The 15,144-nt window shown below is 46.1% G+C and carries 14 protein-coding genes; 1 reads left to right on the forward strand and 13 read right to left on the reverse strand.

Going from position 1 to position 15,144, the window contains the following annotated elements; translation table 11 throughout:
* Positions 1–10: 10 nt before the first annotated feature.
* The 4 genes from ACMXYT_RS13980 to ACMXYT_RS13995 all read right to left on the reverse strand — a co-directional run bounded on the left by ACMXYT_RS13980 (position 11) and on the right by ACMXYT_RS13995 (position 3,539).
* On the reverse strand, positions 11–781 hold the full coding sequence (locus tag ACMXYT_RS13980) for a metal ABC transporter permease (RefSeq protein ID WP_415899167.1): 771 nt from the start codon (positions 779–781) through the stop codon (positions 11–13).
* The gene (locus tag ACMXYT_RS13985) at positions 781–1,680 is read right to left on the reverse strand and encodes a metal ABC transporter substrate-binding protein (protein WP_415899168.1); all 900 of its coding nucleotides are present in this window, start codon (positions 1,678–1,680) and stop codon (positions 781–783) included. The genes ACMXYT_RS13980 and ACMXYT_RS13985 overlap by 1 nt, the downstream gene beginning before the upstream one ends.
* Complete coding sequence (locus tag ACMXYT_RS13990; protein WP_415889258.1) at positions 1,661–2,770, reverse strand: hypothetical protein; 1,110 nt, start codon at positions 2,768–2,770, stop codon at positions 1,661–1,663. Before ACMXYT_RS13990 ends, ACMXYT_RS13985 begins: the two co-directional genes overlap by 20 nt.
* A 115-nt stretch (positions 2,771–2,885) precedes the next feature.
* Positions 2,886–3,539 carry a DUF1826 domain-containing protein gene (locus ACMXYT_RS13995; RefSeq protein WP_415899169.1) on the reverse strand — a complete coding sequence of 218 codons (654 nt, stop codon included), beginning with the start codon at positions 3,537–3,539 and terminating at the stop codon, positions 2,886–2,888.
* A 151-nt stretch (positions 3,540–3,690) separates the two neighbouring features.
* Here ACMXYT_RS13995 and ACMXYT_RS14000 point away from each other — a divergent pair, with 151 nt between their 5' ends.
* Positions 3,691–4,863, forward strand: a complete 1,173-nt coding sequence (locus ACMXYT_RS14000; protein WP_415899170.1) for a PilT/PilU family type 4a pilus ATPase — start codon at positions 3,691–3,693, stop codon at positions 4,861–4,863.
* A 118-nt stretch (positions 4,864–4,981) separates the two neighbouring features.
* On the opposite strand, the gene ACMXYT_RS14005 is transcribed toward ACMXYT_RS14000, so the two are convergent.
* The 9 genes from ACMXYT_RS14005 to ACMXYT_RS14045 all read right to left on the reverse strand — a co-directional run bounded on the left by ACMXYT_RS14005 (position 4,982) and on the right by ACMXYT_RS14045 (position 15,121).
* Positions 4,982–5,821, reverse strand: coding sequence for an SPFH domain-containing protein (locus ACMXYT_RS14005; RefSeq protein ID WP_415899171.1), 840 nt, complete (start codon positions 5,819–5,821; stop codon positions 4,982–4,984).
* Between the two features lie 186 nt (positions 5,822–6,007).
* Entirely contained in the window at positions 6,008–7,183 is a 1,176-nt protein-coding gene (fadA, locus tag ACMXYT_RS14010) for an acetyl-CoA C-acyltransferase FadA (RefSeq protein ID WP_415895155.1), read from the reverse strand.
* Between the two features lie 12 nt (positions 7,184–7,195).
* A complete protein-coding gene (gene fadB / locus ACMXYT_RS14015) occupies positions 7,196–9,358 on the reverse strand; it encodes a fatty acid oxidation complex subunit alpha FadB (RefSeq protein WP_415911591.1) in 2,163 nt (720 codons plus the stop codon).
* Positions 9,359–9,425: 67 nt separating this feature from the next.
* Entirely contained in the window at positions 9,426–10,355 is a 930-nt protein-coding gene (locus ACMXYT_RS14020; protein WP_415911592.1) for an electron transfer flavoprotein subunit alpha/FixB family protein, read from the reverse strand.
* 12 nt (positions 10,356–10,367) lie between these two features.
* Positions 10,368–11,117, reverse strand: a complete 750-nt coding sequence (locus ACMXYT_RS14025) for an electron transfer flavoprotein subunit beta/FixA family protein (protein ID WP_415895160.1) — start codon at positions 11,115–11,117, stop codon at positions 10,368–10,370.
* 316 nt (positions 11,118–11,433) lie between these two features.
* A complete protein-coding gene (locus ACMXYT_RS14030; protein ID WP_415911593.1) occupies positions 11,434–12,006 on the reverse strand; it encodes a DUF3365 domain-containing protein in 573 nt (190 codons plus the stop codon).
* Positions 12,007–12,109: 103 nt separating this feature from the next.
* The gene (locus ACMXYT_RS14035) at positions 12,110–12,853 is read right to left on the reverse strand and encodes an enoyl-CoA hydratase-related protein (RefSeq protein WP_415911594.1); all 744 of its coding nucleotides are present in this window, start codon (positions 12,851–12,853) and stop codon (positions 12,110–12,112) included.
* The gene (locus ACMXYT_RS14040) at positions 12,853–13,425 is read right to left on the reverse strand and encodes a DUF2889 domain-containing protein (protein WP_415911595.1); all 573 of its coding nucleotides are present in this window, start codon (positions 13,423–13,425) and stop codon (positions 12,853–12,855) included. Before ACMXYT_RS14040 ends, ACMXYT_RS14035 begins: the two co-directional genes overlap by 1 nt.
* Positions 13,426–13,450: 25 nt before the next feature.
* Positions 13,451–15,121: an AMP-binding protein gene (locus ACMXYT_RS14045; RefSeq protein WP_415911596.1), complete on the reverse strand. Its 1,671-nt coding sequence runs from the start codon at positions 15,119–15,121 to the stop codon at positions 13,451–13,453.
* Positions 15,122–15,144: the final 23 nt, after the last annotated feature.

Below are 15,144 nucleotides of genomic sequence, written 5' to 3' on the forward strand. Positions count from 1 at the left end.
CGTTTTTTTATTACGCTGATACTTTCTGTTTTTGAAACTGAACCTGTATGACCAAAGCCAAAGTCAGGGTGAGGATTAGCGATAAAACGATGGTAGCAGCCGCGGGCAGATCAAACGACCAAGCCAACAACAAACCAACCACAAAGCCAATTACACCGACAAGATAAGCCCAGCCGACAGATTTACCTCTTACTTGCGCTGCAAGCGCCGGAGCAATTAAGCAAGCAAATACCAGATAGATGCCCGCTTTCATAACCGACAATGTAATCGTCACAGCAAAAGCGATGTAGAAAAATCGCTCTAAACTCTGAGGCCTAAATAAAGCCAGCAGTTGAATAACGATAGCCATCACGCCGAGAGGCACCAGATCAGCCCAAGTAAGCCAGAGAACATCACCGCTTAACGTACGCGTTAATGCCTGACCTCCTTGGGGCTGGCCTGCTACCACCAACACCAACAATGATGCGGAAGCCACATAGATCAAACCGATAAAAGCCTCACGCCAGTCTGGCAGATTTCGGTTGATCCAAGCCACCAATGCAACACCCAGAAGGGAAAAAAGTACTGCCATCAATGTTGATATTAGAGCTCCATGATCATGCTCGGCATCATGAAAGTGCCACTGCGTGGCTAAGATAGTGCCAAGTGCGGCTAACTGCGCAATGGCAAGGTCGATAAAAACAATCCCTCGCTTTAAAACCTGTCGCCCCAAAGGGACATGGCTTGCCAAAATCAGCAAGCCAGCCACCAACGCGGGCAAACCTATACTCAGTGCTTGCATTACTTCTGTACCGTTAATTGCTTCAGCAGATGATCAAACAGTTTCGTTAGATCAGACACTTCGCCTTTAAGATCAACCGTCGCTGGCAAATTCGCATGCGCCATACCTGTTTGCTCAGATAACCAACGCGCACCTTTATCATTCTGGTACCAGTTGCTGATCACAAACTGCGGACGCTGCTGCTCAACAGTAGATACCAACGATTGCAGATGTGACATCGTTGGCGGCACACCCGGATTAGGCTCTAGGTCTGCCACAACCTTGATCTCGGCCCAATTTAACAAGTAGCTAAAGCTCGTATGCTGAACAACAACAGGCATACCTTTTAGTGGCTCAGCCATTGCTTTCCAACGAACGAGGTTTTCCTGCCAACGCACCTGCCAAGCTTCCAACGCCTGTTGGTACGATTCTTTGTTATCAGGATCAATCTGCTGTAAGCGATTGCTGATAACCGGTGCTAGCTGTTGAACTCGTTCAGGGTCCAGATGAAAGTGGGGATTACCTTCGGGATGAACATGCTCGGTACTGAAAAACTCTTTTTCGTGTTTTTCAATCGTCTCAACATGTTCAGACAGGTAAAGCATACCTACGGCACCGTCTGCCACTTTGCGGTTAGACGCACGCTTTTGTAGCGCCGGCATCCAGCCCTCTTCCAAGCTCGCACCACTGCAGATTGCAAGATCAGCTCTAGCCAACTTAGCAATCAGGCTAGGTCTCGCCTCGATATAATGCGGGTCTTGATAGACGTGAGTCGCGCTAAAGACTTTAGCCTCCGGCGCAAGTTGACGGCTTAACGCCGCCCACTCAGGCTCGCAGGCAAAAATCGTAAGCGCTTGCGCAGGTGTAACAACAGCTAACAGCGCAACCGCTGCAATTAGCTTAGAAGCTGTGTGCAGCATGCGCGCCAAATCCTACTTGGTATTGAAGTGTGATCGCGTTGTCTTCACCTTCCATGTTGTCAGCATCTTGGTGACGGTATTCAAGGCGTACTTTCTGAGTGTGCGTTGGCGACCAGCTAACCATCACAGCAGTTTCTTTAAGCTCAGAATCTTCCCACTCATGTTCGCCATCGTGTTCATGCTCATGTGCAAGATCCACTTGGCCGTGACGGATACCAGCAGCCCAGTTCTCATCAAACTGATAAACACCAGATAGGTACCAACCACTGAAGTCGTTTACTTCTGCACCATATAGATCATCTACATAGGCGTATTCAGCTGCAATTTTTAGCTGCTCTTGACGGTTGTTACCGTTAGGCGACCATTTCCAAACTAGGTCAGCAATGTAAAGGTGCTCACCTTGGTACTCAGCACCATGTGAATGTGCATGACCTTCTTCATGATCATGATCCTCTTCCTCTTCATGATGGCCTGCCTCCTGCGTGCGGTTACGCATGTAACTTACACCTGCCTGCCAGCTGGAGTTGTTACCGAAGTCATCACCAAACTCAGTAGAAAGCGTCCATGTACCGATAGTGTTAACTGATTTTTCTTCACCCAGTTCATCACCGCCAAATGCAGCTGCGCTTACACGCCAGTAACGATCTGTTGGGACAATCCAGCTCGCAGATACACCGTCATCGTAGTAGTGACCGCCAAGGAACGCTTTGTACATTAGAGGACGTTCGCTGAAGCTATCAGAATGGCTATGGTTAGCATTCAGATAACCAATATCTGCCAAGAAACGACCCGCTGTCAGGCTGATACCTGGTAGCGAAGTGCTTTGGATGTATAGCTCTTCAAGCTCAAGATCAGACTCTTCTTCATTCCACTCAGCAATCCAAGTCATTTGCGCTTTAGCAACATCACCAATATCTTGGCTCAAGCTAAGTTCACTATGACTCAAGCCAAAACCTTCTGTACGACCATTCAACGCCGTATCATCGGATTTGTGATACACATCCAGAATGACACCAACTTCCAGCGCATGACCTACAGAAGCCTGCATAGATAGCGCCGCCACAGCAAAAGCGAGTGCTTGTTTTTTCATTTTATACCTCAAATAATTATGATATATCATAACAAACAGACTTAACTGCTCGTTATGTTTCAAATTGAATTAGAAGATTGATCGACCAGCTCAGAACCCGACTTCAGGCTGTGAACTATGCAAAATCCAAAGTAGCGACTAATCGACTTTGCCCAGAAGGGACCATTGGGGAGCGATGTACAACACCCTTTCCATCCAAGCCATACCACCCATCACCCTTGAGCAGCAATACATCACCTTCTTGCGCTTGATGTATCAGTTCTTCACTACCGTATAGGCCTGACTTGTCGTCAGACAAACCACCATTACCCGCACCTAATTTCGACCGATCTAACAAAGGGTCTTCCAACCACTCAGTCCCTTGACCAGCGTAAGTACTTACCAAACGACAACCTAACTTATCTGTATGGAAGCGAGGGCACATCGCACGGTCCAAAACCTGTAAGCGCAGACCCACTTCATCCAACTCAAACAAGCACGCATACATGTCGATGATCAAAGCTAGATCTTCGATAAATTCAGACTTGCCTGAGTGCTCGGGTAATAGATTATTTAAAACTGCTGAAGGATCATCGGCTTGAATAACCGCTCTGATATTTAGATGTTCGTTTTGCAGCAAAGCCTCGCAATAGCCCGTCACATCAAGCGCCAAGTCCCTTTGAAAATTACAGAGGTGTACATCTTGATCATAAATCTGAGTTAAAACCTCGGGACTAACCCCTTGGACAAATCTCATCTCAGATTCAATTTCTAGAGCTTCCTGCGCCACAGCCCATACCTTCAATCAACAGCAAAGCGCGAAATGTTACCATATAACATAACCCAGAAAAAATATTTCAGGATGACGCCCCGTTTTTCTTCCACTAGACTTTGTCCTATATCCACATAAATCCTCTGTAAATTATAAGGATCAGACACCTATGGAATTTAAGGATTACCTTACAATTTTGGCGAAACGTGACGGCTCCGACCTTTACCTAACTACCGGCGCTCCACCCTGTGCAAAGTTCGAAGGTAAGTTAACGCCATTAAGTAAAGAGCCTTATAAACCCGGAGAGATCGAAGCAATCGCAAACTCCTTAATGGATGAGCAGCAACGCGCCACCTTCGAAGAAGAACTAGAGATGAACCTCGCTTACTCTATTCCCAAAGTAGCGCGTTACCGTATCAACATCTTTAAGCAACGAAACCAATACTCTCTGGTCGCGCGTAATATCAAAGCCGATATTCCTAAGATGGAAGACTTAGGCCTACCGCCCGTCCTTAAAGATGTGATTATGGAGAAACGCGGCTTAGTACTGTTTGTTGGCGCGACAGGTTCGGGTAAATCAACATCGCTTGCTGCACTGATTGATCACCGTAACCGTAATAGCGGCGGTCATATCATCACCATTGAAGATCCTATCGAGTTTGTCCACAACCACCGGAAATCGTTAATCAATCAGCGTGAAGTTGGAGTTGATACTCGTAACTTCCACAGTGCACTTAAAAACGCTCTACGCCAAGCACCTGATGTCATTTTGATCGGTGAGATTCGTGATCAGGAAACTATGGAACAGTGCCTAACCTACGCAGAAACTGGTCACTTAGCAATCTCAACACTGCATGCTAATAACGCTAACCAAGCAATTGATCGTATTATTAACTTCTTCCCTCAGGCACGGCATAAACAGATCTTCCATGACCTCGCCCTCAACCTCAAAGCAATTATCTCTCAGCGTCTGATTCCAACCATTGAAGGTAAACGTTGCGCAGCAATTGAGATACTTCTGGGAACCTCCAGTGTTCAAGAGCTAATCATGAAAGGTGACGTCAAAGAGATCAAAGAGGTTATGTCTAAAGGCTCTGATACCACCGGCATGCAAACCTTTGATGACTCGTTATTCAAACTCTTTGATGAAGGCAAAATCACACAAGACCAAGCGATCATCAATGCTGACTCAGCAAACGATATGCGCCTTCGCATGAACCTAGCAGTCGTTGATGACAAAGCGGAAAAAACCGATACAGCACCGGAACCCGAGCAACAGCCATTCGATGAAGATAATCCACTAGCTGGGATTAAGCTATTGGATGAAGACGAAGAGGTTTAATACCTCAGACTCATGGCTCTTTTATAGATCGTTTTTATAAAAGAGCCATTAACGTTATAACTAGCAGCTAAGAAGACCGAAATAACTCCATAAATAAGCTCCCCTTAGATGGAAATTGCTACTTAGTTCCTTTAACTAGGGGAATCCCGTTTGTCCCTACAGGAATATATACCGTTGTATGATTTGGTGATTCAGCCATTTTAAGTTGAGCATTTATAGCTTCATGCTGAAGGTAGTTCGCGGTCAACGTCGCGTTAATAATCCTTTGTGCTTCAGCGATACCTTTAGCTTCTTCGATACGAATTTCCGCATCTTTTTGCGCAATCTGCTTTTGGGTTTCTTTCTCTGATAGAAGCTGCTGCGCGGCAAGCTTCTGCTCGACAGCTTTGGAGACGATTGCCGGATAATTGATATTTCCAACAACGATTTTATGTACATTAAAAGGGGTTTTTGCCAGATAGATCCTCAGCTTCTGTACTACTTCTACAGCAATGCGCTCACGGTTAGCTTTTAGCTCTCGACTACCATATTGCTGAACAGCATCACGTACGTATGTTCTAAAGGTTTCTTTGATAAACCGTGAATACCAATCTTCTCCGCCGTAATTTTCCACTACATCCTTGACCGTGTCTGAGTTAATCGAAATAACAGCATGGAAGTTAAAAGAGATATTTAGATCATCATTCGCCAGAATCTTAAATTTCTCAGTATAAGTATTAGTGCGCATATCGATGTTAATCACCTGATGACGCCAAAGCGATACGCCATAGTTAGCAGGCCCTTGCAGTGTCGACTTATAGCCACCCACACCAAAGATTCGCGGCTTTTCATAAACATAGCCTTCATGACCTGCCGGCGTATTGGGGTTGGTGCATGCCGTTAAAGAAAACGCTGCAGCCAGCACTAAACCAACCAAACCAAGAGATTTACTAGGAAAAAATGGGGATCTTTGAAACATACTTTCATCCTTGATCAATAACTTAATATATATGCTAATAAAGCCTATTTATCCTACTTGAACATAAGAGAAAGAGTAAATGGTGTTGCACTACTACCTCACGCTCTTTAAATACAAAAAAGCCCCGCTAAAAAGCGGGGCAAGATATAGCTTAGAGTGAAGTCGTGAAGAAGAAATGCGGGTGGATCACACCCTTTCAATCACGGTAGAGATCCCCTGCCCCATGCCGATACACATGGTTGCCAGACCTAAGGTTCCGTCCTGTTGTTCTAGCACGTTCATTAGAGTGTTAGTGATACGTGAGCCTGAGCAGCCAAGTGGATGACCAAGGGCAATAGCACCACCTTTTAGGTTTACTTTATCTTCCATCTTATCGAGCAATTTTAGCCCTTTAAGTACAGATAGACCTTGCGCAGCGAAGGCTTCGTTAAGCTCTACGTAGTCAATATCCTCGATGCTAAGACCTGCGCGTTTCAGTGCCTTCTGAGTAGCTGGTACTGGACCGTAACCCATGATCGATGGATCACAGCCCGCTACTGCCATGCTGACAATACGTGCACGTGGCGTAAGGCCTAGCTCTTCTGCTTTAGCCGCTGACATCACCAATAATGCAGATGCACCGTCAGAGAATGCAGAAGAGGAACCTGCAGTTACTGTACCAACTTTAGGTACGAACACTGGCTTAAGTGCGCCTAGTGTTTCAACTGTAGTTTCTGGACGGATAACTTCATCCGCTTCTACTAGCGACTTAAAGCCGTTTTCGTCGTGACCTTCGACCGCAATAATTTCGCTATCCCATAGGCCATCCAGATGTGCTTGATGCGCTAGACGGTGAGAGCGCGCTGCGAACTCATCCTGCATTTGACGGTTGATACCGTTCATCTTGCCTAGCATCTCTGCTGTTACGCCCATCATCATCGCTGCTTTAGCCACTTTTTTGGACATCTCAGCGTTGATATCAACACCGTGCATAATGGATACATGGCCCATATGCTCCACACCACCCGCAATAAAGATATCGCCATTGCCGGTCATGATGCCTTGGGCTGCTGCATGCAGTGCTGCCATAGACGAACCACATAGGCGGTTGATCGTTTGTGCCGCCACCGTATGAGGAAGGCCTGCTAGCAGTGCAGCATTTCGACCGATGTTGAAGCCCTGCTCTTTCGTCTGGTTTACACAGCCCCACATCACATCTTCGATGTCTGCTGGGTTTAGCGCTGAGTTACGCTCTAACAGTGCTTTGATAACCGCAGCTGATAGCGCTTCGGCACGAACATTTCGGAACGAGCCATTTTTTGATTTACCCATCGGGGTACGAACACCGTCAACGATGACTACATCATTTGGTTTCAAGTTCATGATCTTTACCCCTTAACCCTGAGCATTTTGTGGAAAGTATGTTTCGCCAGCAGCGGCCATCTGTTTCATCTTGTCGGTTGGCTGATATAACGGCCCTAGACCCTCGTATTTCTGCGCCATAGCACAGAACTCAGCTAAACCAATCTGATCCAGATAGTGCAGCGCACCACCACGGAATGGAGGGAAACCAATACCGTAGATCAAGCCCATATCTGCTTCTGCCGGGCTGGCAACAATGCCATCTTCCAAGCAGCGAACGGTTTCGATACATAGAGGAATCATCATGCGCTCGATAATCTCTTCATCGCTGAACCCACGCGTTTCTTTGGCAATGCCATCAAGCATTGCTGGTACTTCCTCATCCACAATTTTCTTCGGCTTACCTTTGCGATCGAGTTCGTAACGGTAGAAGCCTTTGCTGTTTTTCTGACCGAAGCGCTCTAGGGAGAACATACGATCGATAACGTTTTCACCTTCGTGGCTCATACGATCAGGGAAACCTGCCGCCATCACGCTATCTGCATGGTGTGCAGTATCGATACCGACTACATCTAGAAGGTAGGCAGGACCCATTGGCCAGCCAAAGCGCTCCATCACTTTATCGACTTGTTTAAAGTCCGCACCATCTTCAAGTAGTGCAGTAAAACCACCAAAGTAAGGGAACAAAATACGGTTAACTAAGAAGCCTGGGCAGTCATTTACAACGATTGGGGTTTTACCCATCGCTTTTGCGTAAGCAACTGTACGAGCTACCGCATCTTCAGAGGTTTTCTCACCGCGGATAACTTCCACTAGCGGCATTTGATGCACAGGGTTGAAGAAGTGCATACCACAAAAGTTTTCTGGATTTTTAAGCGCTGTTGCCAACTCAGTGATAGAGATAGTAGAAGTGTTAGACGTCAGTACCGCGCCTTCTGGCAGCGTTCCTTCAACTTCAGCAAGCACTGCTTTCTTAACATTTGGATTTTCAACAACCGCTTCGACTACAAGATCAACACTACCGAAATCACCGTAGTTGAGCGTTGGCGTAATGTTGTTTAGCACCGATGCCATTTTCATCGCATCCATACGGCCACGAGATACGCGTTTGTTCAGCAGTTTAGTCGCTTCATCTAGACCTAACTGTAGCGCGGCATCGTTGATATCCTTCATCAAGATAGGCGTACCTTTAGAGGCCGATTGGTAAGCAACACCACCACCCATAATACCGGCACCCAGTACAGCCGCCTTTTTAACAGGCTCGGCTTTGCTCTCAAAACCTTTGCTGACTTTCTTGATGTATTGGTCTTTCATAAACAGACCAACAAGGGATGCGCATACATCCGTTTTCGCAACTTTCACAAAGCCTTTAGCTTCGATCTCGTTGGCTTTTTCGCGAGGAAGATTTGCGTGCTTTTGAATCGTTTTCAGCGCAGCCATTGGTGCAGGATAGTGAGGACCCGCTTTACCACCAATCACACCTTTTGCAGATTCAAACGCCATCATCTGTTCAACCTGATTTAGTTTGATCGGCGTTTTCTTCTCTTCACGGCGCGCGTGGTAATCAAACTTGCCCGCAATACAACCTTTCAGTAGATCTAGAGCCGCAGCTTTAACTTGATCGCCGGTTACAACCGCATCTACACCGCCATCTTTAAGTGCAGCATCAGGGCGTTTCTCAGCACCCGCGCAGATCCACTCATTGGCGTTATCCACACCAATTAAGCGTGGTAGACGAACTGTGCCGCCCCAACCTGGGTAGATACCTAGCTTAACCTCAGGCAGACCTACTTTGGCTTGGTCGCTCATTACACGGTAATCTGTGGAGAGTGCCAATTCAAAACCGCCACCTAGGCATAGGCCATTAATCGCAGTGACCGTTGGGCAGCCTATATCTTCAATCTGATTCAATAGGTTGTGGATATCCATCAAGCCTGCAATCAGGTCTTCATCTTCTGCAGAGAAAAAGCCCATAAATTCGGTGATATCCGCGCCAACAATAAAGCAATCTTTGGCACTGGAGAAAATCACACCACGAATATCATCTAGGTTACACAGGGCATTTACCGCTTCGCGCAGTTCAGCCAAAGTCGCCTGATCGAGTTTATTAACAGCATCGCCTTTGCGGTCAAACACCACATCGTAGATCCCGTCTTCGATCGACTGTACGTAAATCGATTGTCCTTCGAAAAGCATCTAAGTTGCTCCGTCTATTTTTATTTTTGGCTTGGCGAAGTGCCTAAGCGCTTTTTAGTTATGCTGTTTACAGCTTACTCTCTAGCTCAGGCACGGCATCGAACAAGTCGGCCACCAGCCCGTAATCAGCCACCTGAAAAATTGGGGCTTCTTCATCTTTGTTGATCGCAACAATGATTTTGGAATCTTTCATACCCGCTAAGTGCTGGATCGCACCGGAGATACCCACGGCGATATACAGCTCTGGCGCGACCATCTTGCCGGTCTGACCAACCTGCATGTCGTTTGGTACAAAGCCGGCATCAACCGCTGCACGAGACGCACCAACCGCCGCACCAAGCTTGTCCGCGACTTTGTTGAGTAGCTCGAAGTTGTCACCGTTGCCCATACCACGGCCACCGGAGATTACTACTGAAGCAGCGGTTAGTTCTGGACGATCACTTTTCGCCAGCTCTTCTGAAACAAAACTAGAAAGGCCGCTATCGCATGCTTCAGCAAGACTAACGACCTCTGCAGAGCCACCACTGTTAGCGACAGGATCAAAGGCTGTCCCACGAACGGTGATAACTTTAGTGCTATCACTAGACTGTACTGTCGCAATCGCATTACCGGCATAGATCGGGCGCTTGAAGGTATCCGCAGCTTCTACGGCAATAATGTCCGAGATCTGATTTACATCTAGCAGTGCTGCAACGCGCGGTAGGAAGTTCTTACCTGTTGTGGTTGCTGAGGCTAGGATGTGGCTATAGTCAGCCGCGACGGTTTGCACCAACTTACTGATATTTTCTGCAAGCTGATGTTCATACGCAGTGTTATCAGCCAATAGAACTTTACTCACACCCGACACTTGAGCCGCTGCATCAGCAACTGCCTGACAGTTAGCACCCGCAACAAGCAGGTGAACATCACCACCAATTGCATTTGCTGCAGCTAAGGTATTAAGGGTTACGGGTTTAAGCTCGTTATTATCGTGTTCGGCAATTACAAGAATAGTCATCTGATCACCCCCTTAAATTACTTTAGCGTCATTACGTAGTTTTTCGACTAGCTCATCTACAGAGCTAACTTTAATGCCTGCTTGACGCTCAGATGGCGGATCGACACGTAGTAGTTGCAGATTACTCGCTACAGACACGCCCAGTTCGTCAGTCGTTAGGACATCAAGCGGTTTACGCTTCGCTTTCATAATGTTTGGTAGGGATGCATAACGTGGTTCATTAAGACGTAGATCGGTTGTTACAACTGCTGGCATAGCCAGGTTGACCGTTTGCAAACCACCGTCGATTTCACGGGTGACGTTGATGCTATCGCCAGTTACCTCAACTTCTGATGCAAAGGTACCTTGTGGGCGATCCAACAACGCTGCCAACATTTGACCGGTTTGGTTGTTATCAGAATCGATCGCTTGCTTACCAAGAATCACCATGCCTGGCGCTTCTTTTTCTACAATTTTGGCTAATAGCTTAGCGACGGAAAGGGAATCAGGGTTGGTTTCAACATCGACACGGATACCGCGATCGGCACCCAATGCTAACGCTGTACGGATCTGCTCTTCGCAGCTCTTATTACCAATAGAAACAACGACAACTTCATCCGCTGTACCCGCTTCTTTTAAACGTACAGCCTCTTCAATTGCTATCTCGCAAAATGGATTAAGAGCCATTTTCACGTTAGCTAAATCGACATCACTGTTATCTGCTTTGACACGAGCTTTGACGTTGTAGTCAATCACACGTTTTACGGCAACCAGTACTTTCATAACCGCCTCTTTGTATTGTTATTTTGGTAACCCATACACATAAGAAAATAGGGTTACTTTCATAGAGGGAAGCTCATTCCCCAAGCTATGTATAAATCTTAGTCTCAGACTGAAATTCAACAATGACAAAAAGCAGCTACATCGCTAACAAAAAATAGCAATATTAATCAAAGCCTCGTAAACAAAGGGCTTAAGAAAGGATCAAGCGCAAACAAATACAATCAAAAGGTATCAAAAAAGTTACCTTTTCTGGCAATAGCTAAAAAGACAGGCATAAAAAAAGGGCTAATAAGCCCTTTTTAGAATCCAATTTATCTTATAAATATTTTTTCAAACTGAAAGCACCACGAAGATCGCCTGTGGAAAAACCTGTCGCTTTGTCTTCTGGATAAAGGGTCTGAAGTTGCTCAGCAATCTCTGGTTTAATCTTGGAACCGTGACAAGCTAAGCATTGATCAGCGACGGGGATCGCCTTCATCATGCGGAATACTTTTCTACCTTCTTCGTCTACGACAACTTGCGAGAAACCTAAGGTTTTTAGATTAGCCCCTTGCTTAGCTTTGGATTCAAACTGTTCAAGAATCGCCTTTTCCCACTGATCAGGTGCATTTTGCGGGTTACGTAGTTTTAAACTAGTACGCTCAACCTGCCACTCAGACTTATCATTCACGCTTTTTGTAAGGCCTGCAGCCTTGGTATTACACACGTTGATGGCAGCGATAGCACCGCCCTCTTCTTTTGCCGCTTTGAGTTCTGAGCCAAGCGTTGTCACTAGCTCTTTAATGACACCTTTAGCTTCGTTCTGCAGTTCAGGAATATTTACCGAGAATTGTTCCGCTTGAACCGGAAGGGCAGCCGCTAGAGCAGCAGTAAAGAATAATGCTTTCACCTTGGACCTCACTGGATGGGGTGTTCATAAGATGAGGTCATTATACAATTTCATATAAATTAGTAAATACTAATATTTAAGATCTATATATAAAAAATGCATATTATTTTTGTAGGAAGGCCATAAATGCCTTTTGCGCTTCTTCAGATAACAAGCGCTGATAAAACAATGCCCCTTCACTATCAATCACTTGGTGAACAGACTTCAAGGTTTCGGCTTTCATCAACTGTTTAGCCGCAATCACCGAATCAACAGGGCTTTCCGCTAACTTTTTAGCACGATTTCGTGTTGTTTCTAGGAGCAGATCAGGTTCTGTGATTTGATTCACAATTCCAAGTTGCTCAGCTTTGATAGCATCAAAACTTCGACCTTCAACCAGCAACTCAAAAGCATGTCGATGCCCTACTAGTTGTGGAAACAACAAAGTAGACGCCCCTTCAGGTATTAAGCCCAACTGCACAAAGGGCATTTTACAACGCAGATTATCTGCAGAAACAACGAGGTCACAATGCAAGAGCATGGTCGTGCCTATACCAACAGCATCACCATGCACCGCTGCGATAATTGGCTTGGGAAAGCTTGCCAGTGTATGTAAGAACACCAATACATCTTGCAGGATATTAGGGTTATGCGCTGCAGATACAAAATCGCTTATATCATTTCCTGCACAGAAGGACTGACCTTGCGCTCGAAAAAGCACAACATGAACATTAGGATCTTCCGCTGCTTGCTTCAGTAACGCCGTCATTTCGACATACATTGCCAATGTCAGCGCATTTTTCTTATCTGGTCGGTTTAGATTTATCTCGAAAACAGAACCCTGCTTTTCGGTTAAAACGGTAGCCACTATTTAGGCTCCTCTACTACATTAACGGTTGTCGCAGGCTGATAATGTTCTGGCAGGTATGCGCGAACCATCTCACTGCTTCGCCCCCATGAATGACAACTATCAAGCATAAACTCAGCACCTTGAGCTAGCACATCTTTATCGCTACTCGGCCAGATAGATTGGATAGCAGTCGTCGCCAGAACAGGTAAAAGTTCATTCATATGCGTACAACCCGCAACACCACCTACACGGTCTTTAGCTATGCGCAGCCAGCCAGGCCCGATACGTGTGCCTTGCAGTTGCGCATAAGCTGCACCAACTTTTTTACAGATGCGAAACGGAGAATAATCTATACAAGCTTCGACCTGTTTGATCAGTAAACCTTTATCGAGGGTCAGGCGAATGCTCATATCATGAAACGCTTCGCCTGCTGGAACATAACCACCGCGTTCAGGGTTATCCACATCTCGCGTTTTAACATCGGTCATACGGGCTTCAATATCCCATAAACCATCATCACGAAGATAACCATTACACATCACAGTTCGATTGTGATGAGTTTCACGCCGAGTTGGTCGAGATAAAGGCATATTGATCAATTCCCTTTATTCGGCTTTAAGCTGCGTTGGCATTATCATCTGCAGAAGGTTTTAGCAGACGACGAAGCACCTTACCGACATTGGATTTTGGAAGGTCTTCAGCAAACTCGACTTGCTTTGGAACCTTGTAGCGAGTCAGTTTATCTTTACACCAATCCCTAACATCCTCACGGGATAGATCAGGATTATTGCTAACAACAAACACTTTAACGATCTCGCCAGTCTTATCATCCGGAATACCAATAGCTGCACATTCCACAACATCGGGGTGCTGGGTAATGACATCTTCCACTTCGTTTGGATAGACATTAAAACCAGAGACAATGATCATATCTTTGGCACGATCGACGATGCGGAAATAGCCTTCCTCATCAATCGTCGCGATATCCCCGGTGATAAAGTAACCATCATCGGTAAATGAGGAAGCGGTCGCCTCTTCTCTTTGCCAGTAACCTCGCATAACCTGCGGGCCTTTAACACAAAGTTCACCGGCTTCACCTTGAACCACATCCTGACCATCCGTACCAATAATACGAACATCGGTGTGAACCATAGGCAGCCCGATTGTACCTGTGCGGTTATCATCGGGTGGGTTGAAACATACCGCTGGAGAAGTTTCGGTGAGGCCGTAGCCCTCTATCACGTCACAACCCGTTTTATCTTTCCAAAGCACCGCCGTAGAAGGATTCAGCGCCATACCACCGGATGCGGTAAATTTCAGATTACTGAAATCGACCTGGGCAAAGTTCTCATCGTTACACAGCGCAACAAACAGCGTATTAAGACCGACAAAAGTACTCATACGCCACTTCTGCATCTCTTTAATAAACCCAGGAATATCTCTTGGGTTTGGAATCAAGACACTGTGACCACCCATCAACGAAACAACCTGAGCTACGGTGAAGGCATAGATATGATAAAGCGGCAGTGGCGAGATCACCGTTTCAGTCCAATCAACACCGGGAACGGTTAAACGCTCCTGCGCTTGTAACATGTTAGAGATCAGGTTGGCATGAGTCAGAATCGCGCCTTTAGAAACGCCTGTTGTACCACCGGTATACTGCAATACAGCAACATCAGATGATTCAACTTTAACCGGGTTCGGTTGCTGGCCATCATATTTGTAGAAGGCAGAGCGAAGCGGAATCGCTTGAGGCAAATTGTAATCTGGCTCCATCTTCTTCAAGTACTTAACCGCAGCATTGAGAAGATTACGTTTAATAAAATCGTGTAGATCCCCTACTTGGGTCACAAACAGGGTTTCAATCTGCGTCTTATCCAAAATCTTTTCAGCATTGTGCGCCATGCTCTTGTGGATAATCAGCGCCTTCGCACCGGAGTCATTAAACTGGTGCTGCATCTCTTGCGGGGTATATAGCGGATTGGTGTTCACAACCACCAGCCCTGCACGCAAAATACCAAATAATACAATGGGGTACTGAATCAGGTTAGGTAGCTGAATCGCTACCCTATCACCTGGCTGCAAGTTGGTTTCTTGCTGAAGATAAACAGCAAACGCCGCGGATAAACGATCCAATTCGTTGTAATCAATCGTGCGTCCAAAGCTGGTAAATGCCGGTTTAGGGCCAAAGTTCTTTTGCACATGCGCAAGAACATCTGGAACAGTTTTAAAACCGTAGTGATTTATATCAGCCGGAATTGTATCGGCGGCAGGAATTTGCTGCATCTAAGGTTCCTCATGTAATTATT

This window comes from Neptuniibacter sp. QD37_11 (assembly GCF_047778105.1).
Lineage (GTDB): Bacteria > Pseudomonadota > Gammaproteobacteria > Pseudomonadales > Balneatricaceae > Neptuniibacter.

Bases quoted from the DNA above. Each gene is read 5' to 3' on its own strand.
- ACMXYT_RS13980 (WP_415899167.1), bottom strand. From the start codon at position 781: ATGCAAGCACTGAGTATAGGTTTGCCCGCGTTGGTGGCTGGCTTGCTG.
- ACMXYT_RS13985 (WP_415899168.1), bottom strand. From the start codon at position 1,680: ATGCTGCACACAGCTTCTAAGCTAATTGCAGCGGTTGCGCTGTTAGCT.
- ACMXYT_RS14020 (WP_415911592.1), bottom strand. From the start codon at position 10,355: ATGACTATTCTTGTAATTGCCGAACACGATAATAACGAGCTTAAACCC.
- ACMXYT_RS14040 (WP_415911595.1), bottom strand. From the start codon at position 13,425: ATGCCTTTATCTCGACCAACTCGGCGTGAAACTCATCACAATCGAACT.
- fadA (WP_415895155.1), bottom strand. From the start codon at position 7,183: ATGAACTTGAAACCAAATGATGTAGTCATCGTTGACGGTGTTCGTACC.
- ACMXYT_RS14005 (WP_415899171.1), bottom strand. From the start codon at position 5,821: ATGTTTCAAAGATCCCCATTTTTTCCTAGTAAATCTCTTGGTTTGGTT.
- ACMXYT_RS13990 (WP_415889258.1), bottom strand. From the start codon at position 2,770: ATGAAAAAACAAGCACTCGCTTTTGCTGTGGCGGCGCTATCTATGCAG.
- ACMXYT_RS14045 (WP_415911596.1), bottom strand. From the start codon at position 15,121: ATGCAGCAAATTCCTGCCGCCGATACAATTCCGGCTGATATAAATCAC.
- ACMXYT_RS14025 (WP_415895160.1), bottom strand. From the start codon at position 11,117: ATGAAAGTACTGGTTGCCGTAAAACGTGTGATTGACTACAACGTCAAA.
- ACMXYT_RS14000 (WP_415899170.1), top strand. From the start codon at position 3,691: ATGGAATTTAAGGATTACCTTACAATTTTGGCGAAACGTGACGGCTCC.
- fadB (WP_415911591.1), bottom strand. From the start codon at position 9,358: ATGCTTTTCGAAGGACAATCGATTTACGTACAGTCGATCGAAGACGGG.